This is a genomic window from Hoeflea sp., from assembly GCF_984452065.1.
Window position 1 is genome coordinate 1 of sequence record NZ_CFHWAF010000017.1, and the last position, 25,329, is coordinate 25,329.

The 25,329-nt window shown below is 60.5% G+C and carries 24 protein-coding genes; 7 read left to right on the forward strand and 17 right to left on the reverse strand.

The window, feature by feature from the left end:
• Positions 1–34: 34 nt before the first annotated feature.
• The 3 genes from AC5E6N_RS05240 to AC5E6N_RS05250 form a co-directional block, all read right to left on the reverse strand.
• Positions 35–322, reverse strand: coding sequence for a tetratricopeptide repeat protein (locus tag AC5E6N_RS05240; RefSeq protein ID WP_491746832.1), 288 nt, complete (start codon positions 320–322; stop codon positions 35–37).
• Between the two features lie 188 nt (positions 323–510).
• A complete protein-coding gene (locus AC5E6N_RS05245) occupies positions 511–1,518 on the reverse strand; it encodes a GlxA family transcriptional regulator (RefSeq protein ID WP_491746833.1) in 1,008 nt (335 codons plus the stop codon).
• A gap of 164 nt (positions 1,519–1,682) precedes the next feature.
• The gene (locus AC5E6N_RS05250) at positions 1,683–1,949 is read right to left on the reverse strand and encodes a hypothetical protein (protein WP_491746834.1); all 267 of its coding nucleotides are present in this window, start codon (positions 1,947–1,949) and stop codon (positions 1,683–1,685) included.
• Between the two features lie 153 nt (positions 1,950–2,102).
• Between AC5E6N_RS05250 and AC5E6N_RS05255 the strand changes: the two genes are divergently transcribed.
• Complete coding sequence (locus AC5E6N_RS05255; RefSeq protein WP_491746835.1) at positions 2,103–3,008, forward strand: LysR family transcriptional regulator; 906 nt, start codon at positions 2,103–2,105, stop codon at positions 3,006–3,008.
• A 33-nt stretch (positions 3,009–3,041) separates the two neighbouring features.
• Here AC5E6N_RS05255 and AC5E6N_RS05260 read toward each other — a convergent pair whose 3' ends face one another.
• The 9 genes from AC5E6N_RS05260 to AC5E6N_RS05300 form a co-directional block, all read right to left on the reverse strand.
• Complete coding sequence (locus tag AC5E6N_RS05260) at positions 3,042–3,224, reverse strand: hypothetical protein (RefSeq protein ID WP_491746836.1); 183 nt, start codon at positions 3,222–3,224, stop codon at positions 3,042–3,044.
• Positions 3,225–3,311: 87 nt separating this feature from the next.
• The gene (locus AC5E6N_RS05265) at positions 3,312–3,557 is read right to left on the reverse strand and encodes an OmpA family protein (RefSeq protein ID WP_491746837.1); all 246 of its coding nucleotides are present in this window, start codon (positions 3,555–3,557) and stop codon (positions 3,312–3,314) included.
• Between the two features lie 127 nt (positions 3,558–3,684).
• Positions 3,685–5,727, reverse strand: a complete 2,043-nt coding sequence (locus tag AC5E6N_RS05270; protein WP_491746838.1) for an ASKHA domain-containing protein — start codon at positions 5,725–5,727, stop codon at positions 3,685–3,687.
• Between the two features lie 82 nt (positions 5,728–5,809).
• Positions 5,810–6,754 (reverse strand): methyltetrahydrofolate cobalamin methyltransferase, encoded by a 945-nt coding sequence (locus tag AC5E6N_RS05275; RefSeq protein WP_491746839.1) that lies wholly within the window; start codon positions 6,752–6,754, stop codon positions 5,810–5,812.
• A gap of 10 nt (positions 6,755–6,764) precedes the next feature.
• A complete protein-coding gene (locus AC5E6N_RS05280; RefSeq protein WP_491746840.1) occupies positions 6,765–7,670 on the reverse strand; it encodes a methylenetetrahydrofolate reductase in 906 nt (301 codons plus the stop codon).
• Positions 7,630–7,971 (reverse strand): virulence factor, encoded by a 342-nt coding sequence (locus tag AC5E6N_RS05285; protein WP_491746841.1) that lies wholly within the window; start codon positions 7,969–7,971, stop codon positions 7,630–7,632. Before AC5E6N_RS05285 ends, AC5E6N_RS05280 begins: the two co-directional genes overlap by 41 nt.
• A gap of 177 nt (positions 7,972–8,148) precedes the next feature.
• Positions 8,149–8,793 carry an exopolysaccharide biosynthesis protein gene (locus tag AC5E6N_RS05290; protein ID WP_491687503.1) on the reverse strand — a complete coding sequence of 215 codons (645 nt, stop codon included), beginning with the start codon at positions 8,791–8,793 and terminating at the stop codon, positions 8,149–8,151.
• Positions 8,794–8,909: 116 nt separating this feature from the next.
• On the reverse strand, positions 8,910–9,530 hold the full coding sequence (locus tag AC5E6N_RS05295) for a DUF1638 domain-containing protein (RefSeq protein ID WP_491746842.1): 621 nt from the start codon (positions 9,528–9,530) through the stop codon (positions 8,910–8,912).
• Positions 9,531–9,600: 70 nt separating this feature from the next.
• Positions 9,601–10,302, reverse strand: coding sequence for a corrinoid protein (locus tag AC5E6N_RS05300; RefSeq protein ID WP_491687505.1), 702 nt, complete (start codon positions 10,300–10,302; stop codon positions 9,601–9,603).
• Positions 10,303–10,632: 330 nt separating this feature from the next.
• Between AC5E6N_RS05300 and AC5E6N_RS05305 the strand changes: the two genes are divergently transcribed.
• Both AC5E6N_RS05305 and AC5E6N_RS05310 read left to right on the forward strand, forming a co-directional pair.
• On the forward strand, positions 10,633–12,195 hold the full coding sequence (locus AC5E6N_RS05305; protein ID WP_491746843.1) for a trimethylamine methyltransferase family protein: 1,563 nt from the start codon (positions 10,633–10,635) through the stop codon (positions 12,193–12,195).
• 161 nt (positions 12,196–12,356) lie between these two features.
• Complete coding sequence (locus AC5E6N_RS05310) at positions 12,357–12,968, forward strand: ferredoxin (protein WP_491746844.1); 612 nt, start codon at positions 12,357–12,359, stop codon at positions 12,966–12,968.
• Positions 12,969–12,972: 4 nt separating this feature from the next.
• Here the strand turns inward: AC5E6N_RS05310 and bmt are convergent, their stop codons facing one another.
• From bmt to AC5E6N_RS05330, 4 genes are all read right to left on the reverse strand, one after another.
• Positions 12,973–13,992 (reverse strand): betaine--homocysteine S-methyltransferase, encoded by a 1,020-nt coding sequence (gene bmt / locus AC5E6N_RS05315; RefSeq protein WP_491746845.1) that lies wholly within the window; start codon positions 13,990–13,992, stop codon positions 12,973–12,975.
• A gap of 131 nt (positions 13,993–14,123) precedes the next feature.
• Positions 14,124–15,182 carry a quaternary amine ABC transporter ATP-binding protein gene (locus AC5E6N_RS05320; protein ID WP_491746846.1) on the reverse strand — a complete coding sequence of 353 codons (1,059 nt, stop codon included), beginning with the start codon at positions 15,180–15,182 and terminating at the stop codon, positions 14,124–14,126.
• Positions 15,175–16,062 (reverse strand): ABC transporter permease, encoded by an 888-nt coding sequence (locus AC5E6N_RS05325; protein ID WP_491746847.1) that lies wholly within the window; start codon positions 16,060–16,062, stop codon positions 15,175–15,177. Before AC5E6N_RS05325 ends, AC5E6N_RS05320 begins: the two co-directional genes overlap by 8 nt.
• A 97-nt stretch (positions 16,063–16,159) precedes the next feature.
• Complete coding sequence (locus AC5E6N_RS05330) at positions 16,160–17,167, reverse strand: ABC transporter substrate-binding protein (protein ID WP_491687511.1); 1,008 nt, start codon at positions 17,165–17,167, stop codon at positions 16,160–16,162.
• A 493-nt stretch (positions 17,168–17,660) separates the two neighbouring features.
• On the opposite strand from AC5E6N_RS05330, the gene AC5E6N_RS05335 reads away from it, so the two are divergent.
• Together AC5E6N_RS05335 and fdhF are read left to right on the forward strand one after the other, a co-directional pair.
• A complete protein-coding gene (locus tag AC5E6N_RS05335) occupies positions 17,661–19,337 on the forward strand; it encodes an NADH-ubiquinone oxidoreductase-F iron-sulfur binding region domain-containing protein (RefSeq protein ID WP_491746848.1) in 1,677 nt (558 codons plus the stop codon).
• A 159-nt stretch (positions 19,338–19,496) separates the two neighbouring features.
• Complete coding sequence (gene fdhF, locus AC5E6N_RS05340) at positions 19,497–22,286, forward strand: formate dehydrogenase subunit alpha (protein WP_491746849.1); 2,790 nt, start codon at positions 19,497–19,499, stop codon at positions 22,284–22,286.
• Between the two features lie 8 nt (positions 22,287–22,294).
• Here fdhF and AC5E6N_RS05345 read toward each other — a convergent pair whose 3' ends face one another.
• The gene (locus AC5E6N_RS05345; RefSeq protein WP_491746850.1) at positions 22,295–22,909 is read right to left on the reverse strand and encodes a DUF922 domain-containing protein; all 615 of its coding nucleotides are present in this window, start codon (positions 22,907–22,909) and stop codon (positions 22,295–22,297) included.
• A gap of 245 nt (positions 22,910–23,154) precedes the next feature.
• On the opposite strand from AC5E6N_RS05345, the gene AC5E6N_RS05350 reads away from it, so the two are divergent.
• Both AC5E6N_RS05350 and mmsB read left to right on the forward strand, forming a co-directional pair.
• On the forward strand, positions 23,155–24,318 hold the full coding sequence (locus tag AC5E6N_RS05350; RefSeq protein ID WP_491746851.1) for an isobutyryl-CoA dehydrogenase: 1,164 nt from the start codon (positions 23,155–23,157) through the stop codon (positions 24,316–24,318).
• Between the two features lie 24 nt (positions 24,319–24,342).
• Positions 24,343–25,236: a 3-hydroxyisobutyrate dehydrogenase gene (gene mmsB, locus AC5E6N_RS05355; RefSeq protein ID WP_491746865.1), complete on the forward strand. Its 894-nt coding sequence runs from the start codon at positions 24,343–24,345 to the stop codon at positions 25,234–25,236.
• Positions 25,237–25,329: the final 93 nt, after the last annotated feature.

A 25,329-nucleotide genomic window follows, 5' to 3' on the forward strand; every position in this document is an offset into this window, starting at 1 on the left:
CCATTCATCGTAAATAATGTGTGGGGCTGCTCCTCTAATCAATTCCTGTTCCTGCAGAGCGTCTCATTTGAGCCACTACTTTATCCAACGCGAGTTTTGACAAACCGTGTCCGCGGACTGCGCCTTCCCGGAAAATGAAGACCGCTGTTTCGAGGTTCGGGTCCACACCTAAACCGTATCGATAGCGGGCACCCAACACGTACATTTTGTAAAGCGCCGAAGGGTGTCCCGCATCGGTGGCTCGCCTGAACCATTCGAAAGCTTCTCCCAGGTCCTGGTCCACACCGCGACCGTCTCGATAGCGTTCACCCAACTCGTACATTTGAGCCACTACTTTGAAAGTTGGTGTTCTCCCTGACGGCAGCCAAGGAACAGGAAGGAGTGAGTGTTAGTTTCTTACTGAGAAATTTCTATTCAGGGTTGTCCTGATTGTCCATCAATAATTTCGGCGTCCACAGCAATGGCGACGGCTAATCTTACGCGTTGGTTCCGTGCAGGTGTCATAGCGGCCTATGCCGCGGATGTCAGGAGTTGTTTCCGGTCCGCACGTTCCTGCTGGGGCGAGCGACCGTAAAGCTCACGGTAGCATTTTGAGAAATGCGAGGCGGAGACGAAGCCGCAAGCGACCGCCACCTCGACAACGGGCATCGACGACTGGATCAACAGATGCCTTGCGCGGTCGAGCCTGATTTCCAGGTAGTAGCGGGCAGGGGACCTGCCCATTTCCTGCCTGAACAGGCGTTCGATCTGGCGTCTCGACAGGCCCGCGTAATCGGCGATCTCGAGGAGCGACAGGGGTTCGGACAGGTTGCTTTCCATCAGTTCGATGATGGACAGCACCTTTGAATTCTGAACGCCGAGCCGGGCGCGCAACGGCAGGCGTTGGCGGTCATGCGGATTGCGCACCCTGTCGGTGAGCGCCTGTTCGCATACCCGGTTGACGAGGTTATCGTCATGATCCTCGCCGATAAGGTTCAGCATCATGTCGAGCGAAGCGGTGCCGCCGGCGCAGGTATAGATATTGTCGTCCGTCTCATAGAGATCGGCATAGACATCGGCCAGCGGGAATTTTTCCGAAAAGCCCGGAAGGTCTTCCCAGTGGATGGCGCAGCGTCTGCCCGAGAGCAGGCCGGCGGCCGCCAGCACATAGGCTCCTGTGCACAGGCCGCCGACGGAAATGTTGCGGTTGTGCACTTCACGCAGCCAGGCATGGACGGATTTCTGAGCGTGTGTTTCGACATTGACGCCCGAGCAGACAAACACCATGGAGGGGCGTTTCTCGCCGGCCAGATGGCGCCGCTCCTCGTCGAGCGACGTCGTGACCGATACCTCGATGCCGTTGGAGGCTCTTACCGGCCGGGCATCAAAGGAGGACACGCGCCATCTGTAGGCCTCGTAGCCCAATATCCTGTTGGCAAGGCGCAATGGTTCAATGGCTGTCGCAAATGCGATCAGCGAAAAATCCGGAACCAGGTAAAACACAAAGGATCGCTTCACCGGCGGTGCGTTTTCGTCCATCGCCATCAATCCCTGATCAATGCGCTCTTGAGACAGCGACCTTGGCATAGTCGAAGATTTCTGTGAAGCGGAAAATTCCGGTTTTCAGACCGTTTTCATCGCCTTGCCGAATGGCGAAAAGGCGATAAAAAACACCGGCGTGCGGGAAGGCACGCCGGTTCGTTTCAAAGTCCCATCCGGCGGCAGGTCTCGCGCGGATCGTAACGCGCCGGCCAGCCGATATCATGGCGTATCACATCGTTCAGCCTGGCGATTTCGCGCTCCGTATAACGGTGCATGCTGCGGCATTTGTGGCGCTTCCACATGGTCGATATGCGGTCCTGCAATCGCTGCAGGATACCCGTGCGGTGCTCTGCGGCGGCATCCAGCCCGCCCGGGACAATCCTCAGTCCGGAAGACAGACGGTCTTCAACCGTATGATGTTTCAACATGTTCAGGCTCCTTCCAGAATTGCCGGCCAAGAGACGAAACGGCCGGTCGGCTCAAAGAAGGTCGCGACCCTTGATATTGACTATGGGGGTTTTATTTGGTTCAATCAAACAAATAGTAATCATCCTTTCATTCAGAAAAATTGAACGATAGCCATGAACGCACCCCTGAACCATCCCGCGCCGCTGCTGGAACTGGATATCCTCAGAACCTTCGTCGCCATTGCCGATACGGGCAGTTTCACCGCGGCCGCGTCCATCGTCTTTCGCACGCCGTCGGCGGTCTCCATGCAGATCAAGAAGCTTGAGGAGATTTTGGGGCGGCCTGTCTTTGCCCGCGATGCCAGATCGGTCTCTTTGACCAACGATGGCGTGGTCCTGCTTGGCTACGCGCGCCGCCTGCTTTCGCTCAACCGTGAGGCCGTTTCGCAATTCGTCTGCCCGGATATCTCCGGCGTCGTGCGTCTCGGCTCGCCCGACGATGTGGGCGAGCGCGTGCTGCCGAACGTGTTGACGCGGTTCGCCAAGACGCATCCGTCCATCGCGGTCAATGTCGTCATCGACATGAGTTCCAATCTCATCAAACGCATGGAGGAACGGCGGCTCGACATTACCCTTTTGACCTGCTCGACCGGCAGTGTGCCGCAGGGCGGCGAAGTTCTGCTGACGGAACAACTCGTTTGGGCCGGAGCAAAGGGCGGCTGTGCGCATCTGTGTTCGCCTTTGCCGGTGTCCCTTTGGGAAGAAGGCTGTGCGTGGCGCGCCGGGGCCGTCGACGGGCTCAATGAACGCGGCATTCCGTACCGGGTTGCCTATATGAGCGCTCACACGGCGGGTCAGCGGGCGGCGATCATGTCGGATCTTGCCATCGCGCCGCTGCCGACATCCTTTGTCGGCGATGACCTGGTTGTGCTGGGAGAGGAGGACGGGCTTCCGCCCATTGGCTCCTATTCGCTCGGCATGATCGTCAAAGGCGATGCGGAGCCCCCGGTTGCCGCGGCTGCGGACCATATCCGCGCGGCATTCGCGACGTTGAATGAAACCGGTGATTTCAGTTTGTAGCGGATGGCCCGACAGCGCCGCATGCGTGCGTCGTCAGCCGCCTTTCCTGGCCGGTTCTTCCCGAAGGCGGTTTCTTTCGAGCCGGAGCTCTTTGATTTTCTCGCTGTTGTGGGCAGGGTCCACGCCTGCATCGATGCGGCTGTGACGCCGGTCGATTTCGTCCCGGATTACCTGAAGCCTGGCCTCCAGCGAATTGGTTTCCTGTTCGTTTGTCATTGTCTTTCCTTTCACCGGACCGATCATTGCAGAGGTTTGCTAAACTTCTGCGATCCTCAGCCACGAAGGAATGCCAGACAGAGACGGTCAGCGCGGTATCATCTCCACGCGCCGGTTCTTTGCGCGCCCGTCCTCGCTGTCATTGGGCGCGACCGGCGCCAAAAATCCGGCGCCGGCGGCGACCATGCGGAAGGCCGGGCTGTCGCGTTCCACCACGGTGACCTGTGTGCGGATATTCTTGTTTGTGTCCGCTCTGATCACGACGGATGCATAGATCTCGCTGTTTTCTCCGCCTCGCCGGGCGCCCAGATAGCGGAAATTGAACGGGTCCACCACCATCTCGGGCAGCGGAAACGTGTCGAGCGCGTAAGCAAAATTGCCGCCGCCGCATTCCTTGGTCTTGCACTCGAAGACGATATCGAAACCTTTCTGCGTCAGCGTTCTATTTTCTTTCTGCGCCTCAGCCGCGCCTGCGCCGCCTGCGGCCCGTGGTGCCGGGGCCTGCCGCTTGTGTCTCCGCTTTTGGCGGCAAGGTGACCGCCTCCGCCAGCCGGGGGAAGGGATCGATTTTGTTGGGCAAGGCCATGGCATTGACGAAATGCTCCTGGAACTTCGGTTCCAGAGCCGTTTCGATCTTCTCGATGGCGGTGACGGTTTCCTCGATTTCGCGGCGGTAGTCGCGGTTCAGGAGCGCCATGCGGGCTCCGGTGCCGGCGGCGTTGCCGACCGCCTTGACCTTTTCCAGATCGCAATCGGGGACGAGACCGAGGACCATGGCATATTTCGGGTCGATGAAGGAGCCGAATGCGCCGGCAAGGCCGATACGGTCGACATGTTCGACCGACTGCTTGTCCATGAGGAGCTTGATGCCGGCGTAAAGCGCGGCCTTGGCGAGCTGGATCGCCCGGACATCGTTCTGTGTGATGGTGAGCGGCGTCTCGCCCTCCCACAGGACATAGGAGAATGTCCGGCCGTCCTCGATAATGCGGGCCGACCGGGCAGCCAGCGAGCCGTCGATCACGCCGTCCTCGGAAATGATGCCGGCAAGGTACATTTCGGCGATGACCTCGATGATGCCGGAGCCGCAGACACCGGTCACCCCGGTCCGCTCGGCCTGCGTGGCAAAGCCCGCTTCGTCCGACCATTGCTCCACCCCAATGACCCGGATGCGCGGCTCCAGGGTCTGGGGATCAATGCGCACACGCTCGATCGCACCGGCAGCGGCGCGCTGGCCGCAGGAAATCTCGGCGCCCTCGAAGGCGGGGCCGGTGGGTGAGGACGCGGCGACAACCCGGGTGCGGTTGCCCAGAACAATCTCGGCATTGGTGCCGACATCGACCAGCAGCATCATCTCGTCCTGCCGGTGAGGCCCTTCGCTCAGCGTCGCCGCCGCCGCATCCGCGCCCACATGTCCGGCAATGCAGGGCAGCATGTAAACGCGGGTTCCGTGGTTGAGCGCCAGGTTGAGGTCGAAGGCCCAGCTATGGACCGCGCCGGATACGGCGAGGGCGAACGGCGCTCCGCCGAGTTCCGTCGGATCGATGCCGAGGAACAGATGGTGCATGATGGGATTGCCGACGAAGACCGCGTCGAGAATGTCGGCCGGGTCGATGCCGGCCTCGGCGCACAACTCCTCGATCAGGCCGTTCAGCACATGATGCACGGCGTTGGTCATCGCCTCGCAGCCGTCCGGGTTCATCATCACGTAGGACACCCGGCTCATCAGGTCTTCGCCGAACCGTATCTGCGGGTTGGATGCGCCGGTCGAGGCGATCGTCAGGCCGGACAGAAGCGACGACAGGTGCATGGCGATTGTCGTCGATCCGATATCGCAGGCGATCCCGTAGGCCTCGTTCTTCAGGCCCGGATAAAGCGCGATGAGCGACGGGCGGGCCGTGTCCATGTCGCGGTGGATGGCCGCGGTGACCGCCCACTTACCCTGGCGCAGGATCTTCTGAACCCGCGGCAGCAGGTACTGATCGACAATGATATCGGAAAATCCCCAGTCCCGCTCGAGCGCCACCTTCAAACGGTCGAGATCGCCGAGCGGCTTGTGCATGTCGGGCTCGTCCACCTCCACATAACACATCTGAATGGCGGGGTTGCGTTCGATCAGCCTCGTATCGGCGGCTTTGCGCACGATCTGCGCGTTGACCTGAACATCCTGCGGGACGTCGACGACGAGGTCGCCCTCGACCGTGGCTGAACAGGACAAACGCCTGCCTTCCTTCAACTCGCGCTTCTCGGCGTAGCGTTTTTCCTTGGCGCCGAACGCGGAAATGTGGCTTTCGGCGGATGTTATGCCGTGCTTGGCAAAATGGCCTTCCTGAACCTCGATCTGACAGCGCCCGCATATGCCGCGTCCGCCGCAAACGCTCTCGACATAGACGCCAAGCTGGCGGGCCGCCTCCAGAACCTGGGTGCCTTTCCTGAAACGGCCGCGGCGACCTGAAGGCATGAAAAGGACCAGCGGGTCCTTGTCGCTTTGTGCCTTTCGGTCCATGTCCGGTCGTCCTTCCCGAATTCCGCCTGGCAACGCCTTTAACGTTAAGGCCGGATTTGCCGGCCCGTGCAGTGGGCGGGGGTCAGGCGCGTGCCCGCCGTCCCCCGCGGCGGCGGCCGCCGGTCGCAGCCGCGGCAACGGCCCCGTCGGGCGCCGCACCGTTGGCCGGCGCATGGTCGCGGTAGGTCATGATCCAGTTTTGGCAGTTGGGGTCGGTGGCGTTCAGAACATTTGCGCCGTGAACCATTTCCATTTCCTGCGGTCTGCAGGGATTCATGATGGCCGAGGTCATGCCGGAGGCGATAACCATGGGGATAAAGGCTGCGTTGATGGCGTGACGATGCGGCAGCCCGAAAGAGATGTTCGAAAGGCCACATGTCGTATTGACGCCGAGTTCGTCACGCAGCCTGCGCACGAGTTTGAAGACCTGCTGGCCGGCGGTGCCCATCGCGCCGATGGGCATGACCAGCGGATCGACGACGATGTCCTCGGCCTTGATGCCGTAATCGGCGGCGTGTTCCACGATCGTCTTGGCAACGGCAAAACGCACATCCGGATCTTCCGAAATGCCCGTTTCATCATTGGAGATCGCGACGACCGGCACATCGTATTTCTTCACCAGCGGCAGGATTGCTTCCAGCTTTTCGATCTCGCCCGTCACGGAATTGACAAGCGGGCGTCCCTTGGCGACCTCGAGGCCGGCCTCGATCGCCCCGGTGACGGAGGAATCGATGGACAGCGGAACATCGACCAGTTCCTGAACGATCCCCAGTGTCTTGACCAGCAGCGCCGGCTCCGTCGCATTGGGGTCGACGGCGGTGACGCCGGCGTTGACATCGAGCATGGTCGCGCCGGCGGCAACCTGCGCCAGCGCGTCCGATTTGACGGTCTCGAAATTGCCGTCCTGCATTTCCGCGGCCAGCTTCTTGCGGCCGGTCGGGTTGATTCGCTCGCCGATGACGCAGAAGGGCTGATCGAAACCGATAACGATTTCCTTTGTCGCGGAGGCAACGATAGTGCGGGCCATGGGTCAGTCCTCAATACTGCGCTGTTGATGTAGAAGGATATAAAGATGTCTTTATATCCCATGTTCCGCGATCTTCAAGCCATTCCGATGTTTTTTTCAATCCGCCAAAGGCAAAGACGTGAATCTGCCGGACAGGCGTCGGCGCTCCGCTCAGGACGTGTTCCTCTATGGGGCCGACGACATTTTCCGGCGAGTGCGAGGTTGCAAGCGTTGTCAGCGACAGCGCGTTCTTCTTCAAAAACGAAATCGAGTTTCCGACGCCGCACATGGCGGCGAATTTCAGCAATGTCGTGATTTTTGCCGGACCCGCGACACCCAGATGTACCGGCAGGTCGATGCCGTGCTCCTTCAGGCCATCGGCCCAGGAGATGAACTTCTGCGCGTCAAAGCCGAACTGCGTGACAATGCGAAGCTTTGCGTCGCTGCGCTCGGCAAAGGATTTTTTCAGCCGCAGGGCGGCCATGGCGACCTCGTCGGAAAAGTCGGGGCTGCCTTCCGGGTGGCCGGCGACGCCGATTGAGGAAATGCCGTATTTGTCGAAATAGCCGGTTTCAAGGACCTCCATCGTCGAGGAAAAATCCCCGGCCTGGCGTTCCAGACCGCCACCGATCACCAATATGTTGTCGACGCCGGCCTCTTCGCTCATGCGACGGACCCGCTCTTCAAGGGCAGGGCGGGTCGTCAGCCTGCGGGAGGCAAAGTGCGGGACCGGCTCAAAACCGAGTTCCCGCAGCCGGCGAGCGGCCGCAACCAGCGTGTCCGTGCTGTCGGTGCCGACATCCGTCACATAGACATGCGTTCCCTTCGGGAACAGGCCCGGCAGGTCGGCTGATTCGACCGCCTGACGCGGTGCAACCTCAATGGATGCCGCTATCTTATCCGGTCGCGCCGGTTTCATTTCCACCACTGTCGTCATTGCTTCCGGCTCTCCCGCCCGAATTCACAAGGTCCACAAGGCGTTCCTTGGTGTAGCTTTCTTCCAGATGCGCGGCGGCTTTGTCAGCCTCCGCCTCCAGATCGTCGGAAACAGGCTGTGGATCACCGCGCCGCCATTGCGCCAGATAATCGTCCGTCTCGTGGGCTCCTGAACGCATCGCGCACATGTCGATGGCTTCGGTAAAGCGCAGCGACAATTCGCGTTTGGCGCTTTTGCGGCCCTTGCGGACGATAATCTGGGCGGGAATATCTCGCCAGAAAACGGTGATCAGATCAGCCATTCAAGGTCTCCTTAGGCAGTAAAATGGTGTTAATCGGTTTTTCTGGCTATCTGCGCGACGACGCGCACCAAGCTTAAAAACGACGTTATCGCTGCGAATCTATATAAGGCGTGGCCGCAATCGGCAAAAGCTGGGCGGATTGTGCTTAATTATGCGTAGATATCGGCAGGGATGGGGTCATACGACTGAGGTGAAGATCGCGGTCGTCAGGAAGAGGACAAAGGCAAAAATCAGCACGGCCACGATGCCGATGACGGAGCCGATCGCCAGGCAATTTCCATCCTGTTCCGTATGCGCCAGCCCGATTGTTGCTATGGCGAAGGCCGGCAGCCAGTTGCCGAACGGAATCGGAACGACCACGACAAGAGCAAGGAAGAGGATGTAAAGGCCGAAAAGCCGCTCCGACAGCGCATTTCCCAGGGGCCAGTTGCGCGGCCGCACCCAGGCCTCCATCCATTTCAGCCACGGTTCCGAGCGTTTGACAATTTTCTGTAATGCCTTCTTTTCAAGAGAATAATTGGCAAGGCGCTCGGGCAGCCATATCTTGTTGCGCCCGGCCACGATCTGCCAGGCGACGACGATCAGCGGCAGGCCGAGGATGAGGGTTGCCCCGGGTGGCAGGGGGATCAGGTTGGGGATCGAAAACACCAGGAGGAAGGCGCCGAACGAGCGCTCGTCAAGCGCTTCGGCGAGCTCGCGCAGGGTGATGCGCGGCCCGGCATCTTCGGCGAGCCGCTTGAGCAGAGCGGAAAGGCTCTCGGGATGTTTGTCATCGTCAACGGCGATGTCGGGAACCGGACCTTTTACCGATGTCTCGCTCAACTCGAACCCTCTTTGCTCCCGCTCGCCCACAGCGTCACGGCGAGGGCATACAAGGCAAGACATGTGGGGGTTTTGTCAGGCTTTGGCAAGAGTCAAATATGCGCGGCCAGTGCCTTTCAACCCTGGCTGGCGGAGATCAGAGCCGGGCGCAGGTCGCCATAGCCGGTGAAGCGGTATTCGTATTCCAGGCCAAGATATTCAGCCGCCCGTTCGGCCTTTTCCTGCAGGTCCGGGTCTTCCTTTTGCGACAGGTAGACAAGCTTGCGGTAATTGCCGAAATACATGTCCCGCAATTCGGGATGACGATCGAGCGCAAGCGGTTCGACAATGAAAGCCTCGAACTGGCGGGCCAGAAAGTCGGTCAGGAAGAAGGAATCAATATCGTCATCCCATTTTTCGAATGTGTCATTGCCGGCAAAGAAGGAATAGCAATGCGGGCCGGCAATGCGGCCGACGCCTTCCTCTTCGCACACCTTGTCCAGCATGCCGCCGGTTCCGCAATCGGCGTAAGCCACATAGATTTTGCTGAAACCTTCCTCACGCGCCTGGTCGATTGCGGCTTTCACGCCCGGCGCGATGCGTTCGGGATAAAGGTGCCACTGAGCCGGCAGGCAGGTCAGGTCGATATGGGCAAGCCCGTTGGCCTCGCAGACCGCCAGAATCTCGCGCGCAATCGCCCCGCACCCGATGACGCGTACGGGGAGAGGCTCTTGCGCTGATGTTGCCGTCTTTGACATCGCTCTTACCCTAAAACTGAAAAGGCGGCCTTGCCAGCCGCCTTTTAACACGCAAGGACTGACACAAACGTTAGCCGGCATCCGCCATGGAATTGTGTTTGCGCTTCATGAATTCCTTTGCGGTTTCGACCGCAACGGCGGCATCCCGGCAATAGGCGTCCGCGCCCACGGCCATGCCGAATTCCTCATTGAGCGGCGCACCGCCGACGAGCACGATATGCTCGTCGCGGATACCCTTTTCCTTCATCGTGTCGATGACGACTTTCATATAGGGCATGGTGGTCGTCAAAAGCGCCGACATGCCGACGATGTCCGGCTTATGCTCATCGATCGCCTCAAGATAGTTCTCGACGGCATTGTTGATGCCGATATCGACGACATCGAAGCCGGCGCCTTCCATCATCATGCCGACGAGGTTCTTGCCGATATCGTGAATATCGCCCTTGACCGTGCCGATGACCATCTTGCCGAGCTTCGGCGCGCCTGTCTCCGCCAGCAGCGGGCGCAGGATCGCCATGCCTGCCTTCATCGCATTGGCCGAGAGCAGAACTTCCGGCACGAAGAGGATGCCGTCGCGAAAGTCCTCGCCGACGATCCGCATGCCTTCGACAAGAGCCTGGGTGAGCACGTCATAGGGCGCCCAACCGCGATCCAGCAGAATGGTGGTTCCCTCTTCGATCTCCTCCTTGAGGCCGTCATAGAGGTCGTCATGCATCTGCTGCACGAGTTCGTCGTCGGAAAGTTCGGACAAAATAATTTCGTCGTCGGACATCGGCGTTCCCTCGATGCAAGCGGTTGATTCGCTTTTTTTGAACCACGTAAGTGCTTATCCTGACAAGTGTTATGATGAAAAAACAGAGGTCGCGGCTTCTTAAAAACGACGCCGTGCAATCTGAAAAGCGACCAGCCGATCGCGGGTTTCGGTCCAATCGGCGCAAAACCCTGTCGCCAGAGCGTCACGGCTTGGCGCACAGAGAAAGGCAGCAGAAGGGTTGTGGGCTAGCATGAACGGCAATGGTTCAAGGAAGCAGGTCAGCCGCACGGCGCGCGGCGGTCACTCCGTCATGATAGAATCGCGTCACAGGCACGAAAGGTAGCCGGAATGGAAGCTGAAAAACCCGAAGCGGGGCGCAGGTCAGGCAGGCGCGGCAGCGGCGGCGCGGCGGCAAGGCGCGCAGCGCGCAGCACGGGCGGTCCCGGCGAGAAGCAGTTTTATATTCAGCGCAGGATCAACGAATACGAAGTGCTGGATGAAGAGGCGCTCGCCATTATCGAGGCCAATGCCGAGACGGTGCTTGAGGAGATCGGCATCGAATTCCGCGACGATGCGGAGGCCATTTCCCTGTGGCGCGAGGCCGGCGCCGATGTGAAAGGCGAGCGGGTGCATTTTCCGAAGGGTCTTTGCCGGTCGCTTCTCAAAACAGCGCCGTCCGTCTTCACGCAGCATGCCCGTAATGCCGAGCGGTCGGTGCAGATCGGCGGCAAGGCGACCGTGTTCGCGCCGGTCTACGGGCCGCCATTCGTGCGCGATCTGGAGGGAGAGCGGCGTTACGCCACGATCGAAGACTTCGAAAATTTCGTGAAGCTGGCCTATATGGCGCCGTCCATGCACCATTCGGGCGGCACCGTTTGCGAGCCGGTGGACATCCCGGTCAACAAGCGCCACCTCGACATGGTCTATGCGCATATGCGCCTGTCCGACAAACCCTTCATGGGGTCGGTGACGGCGCCGGAGCGGGCGCAGGACACGGTGGATATGTGCAAGATTCTGTTCGGGGCGGACTTTGTCGATCAGAATTGTGTCGTCATCAATCTGATCAACGCCAATTCGCCCATGGTGTTCGACGACACGATGCTGGGTGCGGCAAAAGTCTACGCACGCAACAATCAGGCCTGTATCGTCTCGCCGTTTATCCTGTCGGGCGCGATGAGCCCGGTCACCGTCGTCGGCACACTGACACAGGTGCTTGCGGAAGTGTTGGCGGGCGCTTCGTTTACACAGCTTGTGCGGCCCGGCGCTCCGGTGCTTTTCGGCACGTTTGCCGCGTCCATTTCCATGCAATCGGGGGCGCCGACATTCGGAACGCCCGAGCCGTCGCTGGTATCGTACGGCGCGGCGCAGCTTGCGCGCCGGCTCGGTCTGCCGTTCCGTACCGGCGGCTCGCTTTGTGCCTCGAAGCTTCCCGATGCCCAGGCTGCGCATGAGAGTGCCAATACGCTCAACATGACACTGCTTGCAGGCACGAATTTCGCGCTGCATTCGGCCGGCTGGCTGGAGGGCGGACTGGTGTCGTCCTATGAGAAATTCATGATCGATGCGGATCAGCTCGGCGTGATGCAGAAACTCGCCGCCGGTGTCGATATCTCCGAGGACGGGCAGGCAATGAATGCGATCCGCGAGGTCGGGCCGGGCAGTCATTATCTTGGCTGTGCGCATACCCAGTCGCATTTTCAGACGGCCTTTTACCGCTCGCCGCTTGCCGACAACAATTCCTTTGAGCAATGGCAGTCGGAAGGCGAAAAACGCATGGAGACGCGGGCAAACGAGCTTTGCCGGCAATGGCTTAACTCCTACGAGGCTCCGGCTCTTGACGAGGGCGTCAATGACGGCCTGCGCGATTTTGTCCGCCAGCGCAAGGAAGCCATGCCCGACGCGTTTACGTGAAAGGGGCCCGGCGACGCACGCACGAAGGTGGCGCGCCTCATCCACCGCGACGTCTGGCGCTCGGCGTTCCGCGGAGACGATGCATGAGCAGGCCGGTCCGTGAAGGTACGGATAAGGGGCTATACGGGCGTCTTGACAAAACCTTGCGGGGCCGGGGGCTGATGGCGCGGGGCGGCCTCCAGTTCGCGGCTGTGGCCGATCACTCCCTGCATGTGCCGGGCTTTAAAAGTCTTGTTCTTGCCGGTCATGCCGGATCTTCGTTTTGGCCGCAGTTCAGCCGCTTCCGCAGAAACTGCCGGAGCGCCGATCCCCTGGATGCGTGGTCGCGCGAAATAGGCGAAGAAATTGAATCAGAATTCGGCTGTAAGGCCTTTTATCCATTTGAAAAACCATGGTGGCCGTTTCAATCCTGGATCCGGATCGCCGAAGGGCTGAAACCTTCGCCCCTGGCTATTCTCATCCATCCGGAATACGGGCTGTGGCATGGATACCGGGCAGCGTTCGGCTTCGAGGGTACAATTGCGTTGCCCGCGCCGGTTGCGCGCGGTCATCCCTGCGACGATTGCCTTGACAAACCCTGTCTTTCAGCCTGTCCGGCGAATGCCGTGAGCGAGAGCGGTTTCGACCTGGCCGCATGCAGATCACACCTTTCAGCGGATGAGGGCATGCGGGGATGCATGCAATCGGGGTGCCTTGCTCGCAATGCCTGCCCTGTCGGCGATGCCTATCGTTATGACACCGCCCACGCGCGGTTTCACATGGAAGCGCTTTAAACAGTCAGGCGCGCCGGCGTCCGCGGCGCTCGCGCCTTGGGGCAGCGCTGTCATTTGCGGCTTTGTTGCGCATGGGTCCGATGCGCTCGACAATTTCCTCCACCGTCGGCCGGCCGGCCTTCCGGTGCGTGTCGATGGCGACGCGCATGGCCCGCAAATGGTCGCAGGAGGTGCCGCAGCAGCCGCCGATAATGGTGGCGCCGGCGTCGATTGCCAAGCGTGTATATTCTGCCATCACCGACGGTGTTCCCGAATAGTGGATTTCCGAGCCTTTGAATTCGGGGATGCCGCAATTGCCTTTGACGAGGAGTGTGCGATCCGGCGCGGCTTCGCTCATTTCGAGGAGCGAGGCGAGAATATCGGATGCCCCGACGCCGCAATTGGCTCCCACGGCGATGGGTGCATCCATGGTCTCATCGGCGACACCGTGTATGTCCTTGGGATGAAGGCCCATCATCGTCTTGCCCGCCGTATCGAAAGATCCGCTATAGGTATGGGGCATGCCGCACTTGGTCGCGGCCTCTGCAGCGGCTCGGATTTCTTCCGGCGCCGACATGGTTTCGATCCAGGCGATTTCCGCCCCGCCGGCTTTCAACCCGTTGATCTGCTCGACAAAGGCGTCCACCGCGTCCTCATAGCTCAGTGCGCCGAGCGGTTGCAGCAATTCGCCGGTGGGTCCGACGGACCCGGCGACAATAACCCGTCGGCCGGCCTTGTCGGCCACTTCACGGGCAATTTCGGCCGCGCGACGGTTGAGCTCAAAGACCCGGTCCTGAGCATGGTGGAGTTTCAGGCGATGCCTGGTTCCGCCAAAGCTGTTGGTCAGTATGATATCCGAGCCGGCATCGACAAAATCCTGATGCAGCTTAGTGATTTTCTCCGGCGCGTCTTCGTTCCAAAGCTCCGGCGCCTCGCCGGATTCCAGCCCCATGGCAAACAGGTTGGTGCCTGTTGCGCCATCGGCGAGCAGAACGCCCTTTTCGGCGATGAGTTCGGCAAGCGGATTGGTCGATCCGGTGGGCATGGCGAATATCCTAAAATGCGTGATTAAGGTAACGATATAAAGATATCTTTATATTAACGCAATCAAGAAATTCCAAACGCGAAGAAAAAGGGCGGCCCGCAGGCCGCCCCGATGTCTCGCTTTGCCCCGGCCTATTCGGCGGCGATCGCGTCCTCATGGCTGACCGGCGTCACCATGGCTGCAATGACCTCGTGGATATCGAGTGCGCCGACCGGCGCGCCGCCATCGGTGACATGCGCATGCGCGACATTTGCGTCGGTCATGGTTTTTGCGGCTTCCTCGAGCGTCGTGCCGAGCGGGATGCCCATGCCTTGCGCAGCACCTTCGAGAGGCGTCATGATCGTCTCGACGAGAATGACGCGGCCGCGGTTCACTTCCTTGACGAAGTTGGAGATATAGTCGTCAGCCGGGTTGAGGACGATGTCCTGACCGGTTCCCTGCTGCACGACCTCTCCGTCGCGGAGGATGGCGATCTTGTCGCCGAGGCGCAGCGCCTCGTCGAGATCGTGGGTGATGAAGACAATGGTCTTGCGGATCTCCTTTTGAAGATCGAGCAGGACCGTCTGCATGTCCATGCGGATCAGCGGATCGAGCGCCGAGAAAGCCTCGTCCATGAGCAGGATCGGCGCATCGTTGGTCAGCGCCCTTGCGAGACCGACGCGCTGCTGCATGCCGCCGGAGAGCTGATTGGGATAGCTGCTCTCGAAACCCGACAGGCCGACCCGGTCGATCCAGCGCTGCGCCCGCTCGATCTGTTCCGAGCGCGCCACGCCCTGAACCTCAAGGCCGTAGACGGAATTGTCCATGACCGTGCGGTGCGGCAGCAGGGCGAATTTCTGAAACACCATTGCCGTTTCGTGGCGGCGGAATTCGCGCAGCTGGTTGGGGCTCATCTTGCAGACATCCTCATCGCCGACGAGCACCTCGCCGGCGGTGGGATCGATCAGACGGTTGATGTGCCTGATCAGGGTCGACTTGCCGGAACCGGACAGGCCCATCACGACCTGGATGCCGCCGGCCGGCATGTCGATATTGATGTCCTTCAGGCCGAGCACGTGGCCGTGCTTTTCGTTGAGCTCGGCTTTGCTCATGCCCTCCTTGACAAGATCGACAAACTTCTCCGGCGTCTTGCCGAAAATCTTGTACAGGCTGCGGACGGAGATGCCCGGGCTTGCCTTCGGATCAGCCATGGACGACCTCCTGGTGTTTCTGCAGACGCTTGCCGAATGCCTGGCTGGTCCTGTCGAAAATGATGGCGATGCCGACAATGGCAAGACCGTTGAAGACGCCAAGCGTGAAATACTGGTTGGCGATGGCCTTGAGCACCGGCTGGCCAAGTCCCTGAACGCCGATCATGGAGGCGACGACGACCATGGCGAGCGCCATCATGATGGTCTGGTTGATGCCGGCCATGATGGTGGGCAGCGCCAGCGGCATCTGAACGTTCTTCAGCCGCTGCCAGTTGGAAGAGCCGAACGCGTCAGCCGCTTCAAGCACATCCTTGTCGACAAGCCGGATCCCCAGATTGGTGAGGCGAATGATCGGCGGAATGGCATAGATGACCACGGCGATCAGGCCCGGAACCTTGCCGATGCCCAGAAGCATGACCACGGGAATGAGATAGACGAAACTCGGCATGGTCTGCATGACATCAAGGATCGGATTGATCACCGCCTGGACCCGGTCCGAGCGGGACATGATGATGCCGATGGGAATTCCGATGATAATGGCAAGGACCGTGCACACGAAGATCATCGAGATGGTCTTCATCGTGTCTTCCCACATATCGAAGTAACCGATCAGCAGCAGGGTTATGACGGCGCCGACGACAATCCTTATGTTGCGGCTGGCGAGCCAGGCGATCAGAGCGATGGCCATGATGATGAGTGGCCACGGCGTTTCGGTCATCAGGTCTTCCGACCAGATGAGAAACTGCTTGAGCGGCTCGAAGAACAGCTCGATATATTCGCCATATTCGCGCGTGAAGTTTCTGAAGCCGTCGTCAATCGCCTTTTTCAGCGCGCGCAGACTTGCCCCGTTCATACTCGGAAATTCGATGAGCCATTCCATTGTGTGGTCCCTTCCAGCCCCGCAGATGGACGCTTTTTCTTGTTCTTGTCAGCACATAGCAAGAAGCCCGGCGGTTTGCGCCGGGCTTCCGTTTTTCTTAAGAGTTGGCGAGGTAGCTCTTGACCTTTTCGGCCGCCTCAGGCGTCACCCAATTGGTCCAGATTTCCTCCTGGTTCTCGAGGAAATAGCGCGCGCCTTCCTCACCGGTCGCCTGGTTGTCGACCATCCATGCCAGAAGGCTGTTGACCGTCTTGTTGCCCCAGGAACGGTTGGACAGGTACTCATAGGCCGCGCCGCCGCGCTTATGGAACTCGTCGGTGACCACCGTGTAGACTTCCGACTTCGCCCATGCATTCGGCTTCGGATTCTCACAATCGAGCTGGGACGTGCAGGCGTCCCATTCTTCCTTGCTGTGGGGAACGCCGAATCCAAGGCGGACCATCTCGTATTTTCCGAGGATGGCGGTCGGTGCCCAGTAGTAGCCGAGCCAGCCCTGATTGCGTGAGAACGCCTTGGCGATCGAGCCGTCCAGCCCGGCGGCCGAGCCGGTGTCCACCAACTGGAAGCCTTTGCCTTCAGCGCCATAGGCCTTGAAGAGGTTGCCGGTGGTAATCTGGCAGTTCCAGCCCGAAGGGCAGTTGTAGACGCCGCCCTTGTCAGGGTCTTCCGGATCCGGGAAGAGGTCCGGCCGGGCGAGCGCGTCGTCGATCGTCTTGATTTCAGGATAGGCTTCGACGATGTAGTTCGGAACCCACCAGCCTTCAACGCCGCCATCGGCAAGCGATTCGGCTGCGATATGCAGGCGGCCTTCCTTGACGGCCGCGTCGACGGCGTCACGGAATGCGTTGACCCAGAGTTCGGGCGCCACGTCGGGCTGACCCTTCTCATTCATCGAGGTGAAGGTGGGCATCGTGTCGCCCGGCACCATTTCAGCGTCGCAGCCGTAACCTTCGGAAAGGATGATCTGGTCAATATTGGCCAGCACTTCCGCCGATTGCCAGTTCATCTGGGCGATCGTCACCGTCCCGCATTCATCGGCCGATGCGGTGTTGGCGAAAAACATCATTCCTGTGGCTAAGAGCGATGAAGCAATAAGCTTCTTCATGGTAAAAGGTCTCCCGTTTCGCAGTGTCTTGATACTATGACGTCCCGCTGCTTCACTGCAAAGCACCAGGTCGTTTATCTTGTGACAGACCGGCCTTGTCCCGCATTCCCGGCCTGCTTTCCCCGCCGGCCTTTGCGACCGTTACGAGCATAGAAGAGCAACAAAAAGGCGGGCAATGGTCTTTTTGCGACATGGTGTGAGCTTATGACGTTTCAGGTCGGGGTTAAAGCGTAAAAATGGAACAGAGTAAAAACTTCCAAGCAACCATCAAAACAGGATAAATTCATGTTTGGCTTTGAATGATTTGATGCTTGATCAAAAAAATTGATAGCTTGAAAGCGACATAGCTCATCTTTCGGCGCTGGGGACAGTGCCGATCTTGCGACGTTCCGCTGCCGCAATCGGGCTGGCTTTTGTTTCGGCATGCTGTCTATATGCATTGAAAATACCGAGCGGTGATCCGCTCAGGCGACCGATCAGGGGACGCGGAAACATGAATCAGCATGTCAATGTCAGGCGCCGAGACCGCGGTCCGAAGGGGCGCCCCCTGGACGACACCGCGTTCGAGGAAATGCGCGCGCTCTTTGAAGGTCGAAAGCTGCGCCGCGACCTGCTCATCGAGTATCTGCACCGGGTTCAGGACACCTATGGTTGCCTTTCGGCGGCGCATATCCGCGCCTTTGCCGAGTTGATGCTCTTGCCCCAGGCGGAAATCTACGAGGTGGCCTCGTTCTACGATCACTTCGATGTCGTGCGCGAGGGCGAGGATCCGCCGGCGCCTCTGACCGTGCGGGTCTGCGACTCCCTGTCCTGCATGATGGCCGGTTCGCAAGCCGTGATATCGGCTCTCGACAAGGGCGCCGATCCGGCGCTGATGCGGGTGGTGCGCGCGCCCTGTATGGGACGCTGCGATACGGCGCCGGCCGCGCGGGTCGGCGACCGCGAAGTCGATCACGCCTCGGCGGACGGGTTGCTGCGGCTGGCCGGGGAGGGCGGTTTCGACGCGGTCATCCCGGACTATGTCAATCTCTACGCCTATCAGGAATATGGCGGTTACCGGATTTACGAGAAGGTGAAATCCGGAGAAATCGGGGTCCAGACGCTGCTGGACAGCCTGTCGGATGCGGGGCTTCGCGGCCTTGGCGGCGCGGGCTTTCCGGCCGGCAAGAAATGGGGTTTCGTCAGATCCTATGCCGGGCCGCGGCTGATGACGATCAATGGCGACGAAGGCGAGCCCGGAACCTTCAAGGACCGCTATCTCCTGGAGAGCGATCCACACCGCACGCTTGAGGGCGCGCTGATCGCAGCGCACGCCGTGGAAGCCGAGCGCATCTATTTTTACATGCGCGACGAATATCCGGCCGTTCTGGAAATCCTGCGCACGGAAATTGCCGCGCTCGAGGCAGCCGGTGTGATCGAACCCGGATTTATCGAGCTTCGCCGCGGCGCGGGCGCCTATATCTGCGGCGAAGAGAGCGCCATGATCGAGAGCATTGAAGGCAAGCGCGGACTGCCGCGTCACCGCCCGCCTTATATCGCCGAGGTCGGGCTCTTCGGCCGGCCGACCCTCAACCACAATGTCGAGACGCTCTGGTGGATTCGCGACATTGTCGAGAACGGCGCTCAATGGTTTGCCGACCAGGGCAAACCCGGTCATCCGGGGCCGCGCTCATGGTCGGTCTCCGGACGGGTCAGGGAACCGGGCGTCAAACTGGCGCCGGCCGGCGTCACCATCCGTGAACTGATCGACGATTACTGCGGCGGCATGGCCGAGGGGCACACCTTCAAGGCCTATCTGCCGGGCGGCGCGTCCGGCGGCATATTGCCGGCGCGGTTTGACGATGTGCCGCTCGATTTCGGCGGCAGGCTTGCCGAGCTCGATGCCTTTGTCGGCTCCCATGCCATCGTGGTGCTGTCGGACAAGGACAGTGTGAAGGATGCGGCGCTCAACCTTTTGAAGTTTTTCAAGCATGAAAGCTGCGGCCAATGCACGCCGTGCCGGTCGGGAACCGAAAAGATGGTCGCGCTCCTGGAGCGGGAAGGCCCGCCGGACGAAGCGGCCGTCCGGGATCTCGAGGCCGTCATGCGGGATGCCTCCATCTGCGGGCTTGGGCAGGCCGCGCCCAATCCGGTCAATCATCTCCTGACCTATTTCAGGCACGAGCTCTGACCGTGAAACGGCGGGCACCGGGTTGCGACCACATCGCTGCAATGTCTGTTCCACCCTGCTTTACCGCTTGCCCTTTTCATGCAGCGCGGCAAATAATGATGTGTTGCCAGGTGTTTTGCGCGGCGCCGGGCAAGGTGTATCCGGCGAGGTTGGATTGAGATGACGGATATTAGCTTCAAGCTGGACGGCAAAACCGTTTCCGCCCGTGACGGCGAGACGATCTGGGAGGTGGCCAAACGCGAGGGCACGCGCATTCCGCATCTTTGTCATCTGGACAAACCCGGTTACAGGCCGGACGGCAATTGCCGCGCCTGCATGGTCGACATCGAGGGCGAGCGCACCCTGGCCGCATCGTGTATCAGGCAGCCCGGTGAAGGCATGATCGTTCGCACGGACACCGAAAGAGCGGACAAATCGCGCCGCATGGTGTTCGAACTGCTGGCAAGCGATATGCGCGCGCCGGCCGAAGGACCGGACAATCAGTCGGAGTTCTGGAACTGGGCCGGTATGATGGGTATTGCCGGTTCGGACCGGTTTCCCTCCAAGTTCGCCGATGACGGGATGGACACCGGCTTTGATCTCACCAACCCGGCGATTGCCGTCAACCTGGAAGCCTGCATCACCTGTGGAGCCTGCGTGCGCGCGTGCCGCGAGGTCCAGGTCAATGATGTGATCGGCATGGCGGGACGCGGCAATCATTCCGTGCCGGTGTTCGATATCCATGACCCCATGGGTCTGTCGACCTGCGTGACGTGCGGGGAATGCGTTCAGGCCTGTCCGACCGGCGCGCTGTTTGAAAAGACGCTGATGGACGAGGAGAACAGGACCCGCGCCGTGCAGGAATTCGACAGGGTGGTCGACAGTGTCTGCCCGTTCTGCGGTGTCGGGTGCCAGACCAGTGTCGCCGTCAAGGACAACCGCATCGTCCAGGTGGACGGGCGCAACGGTCCGGCGAACGAGAACCGGCTGTGCGTCAAGGGCCGTTTCGGTTTCGACTATGTCCACTCGCCCGACCGGCTGACCAAACCGCTGATCCGCCGCGACGATGCGCCGAAGGCCGGCGATATCGACCTGCGCGATGTGGACCCGCTCACCGTCTTCCGCGAGGCGAGCTGGGAGGAGGCGCTGGAAAAGGCGGCCTCGGGCCTCAAAACCATTCTGGACCGCGATGGCGGGGCGGCGCTTGCCGGCTTCGGGTCCGCCAAGGGCTCCAACGAGGAAGCCTATCTGTTCCAGAAGCTGATCCGCGAGGGCTTCGGCACCAACAATGTCGACCACTGCACCCGGCTGTGCCACGCGTCGTCCGTTGCCGCGCTGCTCGAAGGCGTCGGATCGGGTGCGGTGTCGGCACCGTTCACGGATGCGATGAAGGCTGACTGCATTGTGATCATCGGCGCGCGCCCGGCGACGAACCATCCCGTTGCCGCGACCTATTTCAAGCAGGCGGTCAAGCAGGGCAAGCAGTTGATCATCATGGATCCGCGACGCCAGAACCTCATGCGGCACGCCACCCATGCGCTGCAGTTCAAGCCGGGCAGCGATGTCGCCATGCTGAATGCGCTGCTCAATGTCATCGTGACCGAAAAGCTCTATGACGAGCAGTATATCCAGGCGAATGTCTCCGGTTTCGAAGCCCTGAAGGAAAAGGTCAAGGACTTCACGCCGGAAGCGATGGCGGAGGTTTGCGGCGTCGATGCGGAAACCCTGCGCACCGTTGCGCGGGTCTATGCGACATCGGAGCGGTCCATCATCTTCTGGGGCATGGGCATTTCGCAGCACACGCACGGGACGGACAATTCGCGCTGCCTGATCGCGCTGGCGCTCACGACAGGCCATGTGGGCAGGGAAGGCACCGGCCTGCACCCGCTGCGCGGCCAGAACAATGTGCAGGGCGCGTCCGATGCCGGCCTTATTCCGATGTTCTTCCCCGATTACAAGTCGGTGGAAAATACGGACATCAGGAGCAACTACGAAGACCTGTGGGGCCGGCCGCTCGATCCGGTCAAGGGGCTGACGGTCGTCGAGATCGTCGATGCGATCCACGACGATGTCATCAAGGGCATGTATATCATGGGTGAAAACCCGGCCATGTCCGACCCGGACCAGCTTCATGCCCGCGCCGCGCTCGCCAAGCTCGAACATCTTGTGGTTCAGGATATTTTCCTGACGGAAACGGCGTGGCACGCGGATGTTGTTTTCCCGGCTTCCGCCCATGCGGAAAAGCTCGGAACCTACACAAATACGAACCGTCAGGTGCAGATCGGGCGACCGGCGCTGGAATTGCCGGGCGAGGCGCGCCAGGACTGGGAGCTGATCGTCAGCCTTGCCAGGGGCATCGGTCTTGACTGGACCTACAGTGATATCTCCGAGGTTTACAACGAGATGGCCTCGGTGATGCCTTCGCTCAACAACATTCCCTGGGAGCGGATCGAGCGCGAGGATGCGGTGACTTATCCGGCCGATGCGCTCGACAGGCCCGGCAATGAAGTGATCTTCCGCGACGGCTTTCCAACGGCCGACGGGCGCGGGAAAATCGTCCCGGCCGACCTCCTGCCGCCCGATGAGGTGCCGGACGAACACTATCCGATGGTGCTGACCACCGGGCGTTTGCTTGAACACTGGCACACCGGGGCGATGACGCGCCGTTCCGGCGTGCTTGACGAGATCGAGCCGCAGGGCATCGCGGTCATGAATCCTTACGAGATCGAACGTCAGGGGCTGGCGGCGGGCCAGATGGTTTCGGTGGAGACGCGCCGCGGAGTTGTCGAGGCCGTGTTGCGGGCAGACAGGGAAGTCGCGGACGGGATGATCTTCATGCCGTTCTGCTTCAACGAAAGTCCGGCCAACCGGCTGACCAATCCGAAACTCGATCCGTTCGGCAAAATCCCGGAGTTCAAATATTGCGCGGCGCGCATCGAGGGCCTGGAACAGGCGGATGCTGCGGAGTAGGAGCAGCTCTAGCTGAGGTAACCAAGCGAACGCAGGCGCCGTTCGATCGCCTCGCGCTCGGCGGCGTCGAAGGCACGCTGTTCGCGATTGTGCTCCTCGAACATCGAACGGAACTCGGTCCGCGCCTTGGTCATCAATTGGCGGCAGGTCTTCTGCGGCGGTATGGCCACCAGCGCTTCCTCGATCAGGCGGGAGTGTTTCTTCGAGATCTCGACATGCTGCTGCTCGTGCCAGACGACATGTTTGCTCAGTGCCTCGAACGCCGAACGGGTTCTGCCGTCGGCCTTGTTGAGTTCCGACCATTCCGGCAGCGTCACCAGCAGGTCGAGATCAATGTCCGCGCTTTCGATTCGGCACGTGTCACCGTCGCGTACCGTCTTGACCTTCGGTGTCATGCGGGTCTCGGTCGTGCCTATGGCATGGCCGTTCTGCGGCCCACGGCGGGCGATCTGCTCGTTGATCTGCTCGACCGTGGTTCCCGGCACCTTGTAGTAGACGGTCGTCAGGCCTGAGCTTGTGCTGGTACAGGCAGAAAGCGCCAAAAGACCCACCATCGCGAGGATAGTGCGGCCTTTCCGCGTTCCGAGCCTGTCCGGACGGTGATAGGTGTTGCGGCGCGTCAACTCTTCACTTCCCGATTACGCATATTACGAACTGTGCACAAGTTTGCGGAAAAATCGTGTCGGGTACAATATAGGGGGCGCAATTTTGTCGATCCGGCGGCCGGTCATGTCAAAAATGTCACATGACCCTTTACCGGACGGCGGAAAAATGGTTCATGAAATGAACGGTCGTTTGTTTTGTTAGCATGTTGGAGCGTTTGGCGCGTCTTGCGCGTCAGTGCCCCATGACGTCAGGGAGGATGACAATGGATGCAATTGTCGAACCGCAGCAGGAGCGCTTCGGACTGACCGAGGAGCAGCGGGCGATACAGGATATGGTCACATCCTTCGCGCAGGATCGCGTGGCCCCTTTCGCCGTGGAATGGGATCAGGACAGACATTTCCCGCAGGATGTCGTGCGTGAAACCGCGCCGCTCGGTCTTGGCGGCATCTATGTTCGCGACGATGTCGGCGGTTCGGCGCTCGGCCGTCTCGACGCCGTGGTGATATTCGAGGCACTGGCCAAGGCCTGTCCGGCATTTTCGAGCTTCATCTCCATACACAACATGGCCGCGTGGATGATCGACCGTTTCGGCTCCGACGCGTTGCGCCAGCGCTTTCTGCCGGGGCTGACGGCGATGGAGCAGATCGCCAGCTATTGTCTGACGGAACCGGGTTCCGGTTCCGACGCGGTGGCCTTGAAAACGCGCGCCGTACGCGATGGCGATCATTACGTGATCAACGGCGCGAAACAGTTCATCTCCGGTGCCGGCGTCAACGACATCTACGTCACCATGGTCAGGACCGGCGAGGACGGACCCGGCGGGGTTTCGGCCCTGGTCATCCCCAAAGACGCGCCCGGGCTTTCGTTCGGCGCGCCGGAAGTCAAGATGGGCTGGCATATCCAGCCCACGGCGCAGGTTCTTTTCGACAATTGCCGCGTCCCGGTCGAAAACCGCATCAACGATGAAGGGATGGGATTCAAGATCGCGATGGCCGGCCTTGACGGCGGCCGGCTCAATATCGCCGCCTGTTCGCTTGGCGGCGCGCAATCCGCCTTCGAGAAAGCCGTCGCCTATACGGCCGAGCGGCAGGCTTTCGGCAAGACCATCAACCAGTTTCAGGGTCTGCAGTTCAAGATGGCCGATATGGCGACGGAGCTTGAAGCATCGCGCCTGATGCTCTACGCGGCCGCCGACCGGCTTGACCGCAAGGCCTTTGACGCGACGGCATGGTCAGCGATGGCGAAGCGCTATGTGACCGATACAGGGTTCGAGGTCGCCAACGACGCATTGCAACTCTTCGGCGGCTACGGTTATCTGGCCGATTATGGCGTCGAGAAACTGGTTCGCGACCTGCGGGTTCACCAGATTCTCGAGGGCACCAATGAAATCATGCGGGTCATCATTGCGCGCCAGCTCGGCCGCTGACGGTCCGATTGCGCAAAGGCGGAAATATATATGACCAATATCGCATTCATCGGCCTTGGAAATATGGGCAACCCGATGGCGGCCAATCTCGTCAAGGCGGGCCTGAACGTCACGGGATTCGATCTCGTCGCCGACAATCTGAGCCAGGCCGAGGAGTATGGTCTCGCCATCGCGTCGGATGCCGCGGCGGCTGTCGACGGCGCTGATGTGGTGATCACCATGCTGCCGGCGGGCGCGCACGTGATTTCCGTCTATGAGGACGTTTTGCCGCAGGCGAAGCCGGGCGCATTGTTCATCGATTCGTCCACGATCGACGTCGACAGCGCCCGGCGGGCCCATGACATGGCGTCAAACGCCAACATGCTGTCGGTGGATGCGCCGGTTTCGGGCGGTGTCGGCGGTGCGCAAGCCGGTACGCTGACATTCATGGCCGGCGGCGCGCAGGAGGCCTTTGCTCTGGCCAAGCCGATCCTGGACCCCATGGCCGGCCGCGTTGTCCATTGCGGCGATGGCGGCGCGGGACAGGCGGCGAAAATCTGCAACAACATGATCCTCGGCATATCGATGATCGGTGTGGGTGAAGCCTTCGTGCTGGCCGAGAAGCTGGGCCTGTCGCATCAGGCGCTGTTTGACGTGGCGTCGACGTCGTCCGGTCAGTGCTGGTCAATCAACACCTATTGCCCGGTTCCGGGCCCGGTCCCGACATCGCCGGCCAACAATGACTACAAGCCCGGATTTGCCGCCGCGCTGATGCTGAAGGACCTGAAACTGGCGCAGGAGGCTGCCCAAAGCGCTGGCGCCGTGACACCGCTCGGCGCCAGCGCGCTGCAGCTTTACGGACTTTTCAATGCCGCCGGGGAAGGGGGCACCGATTTCTCCGGTATTATCAATCTGCTTCGCGGCGAAGAAAAAAAATAGAACAAATGCGCCGAATTTAGTTTTGATTAAGGTCTCAATAACAGTCCGGTAACGTTATTCCTCTAGAACAGGTCTGCGGCGGGAACACCGCCG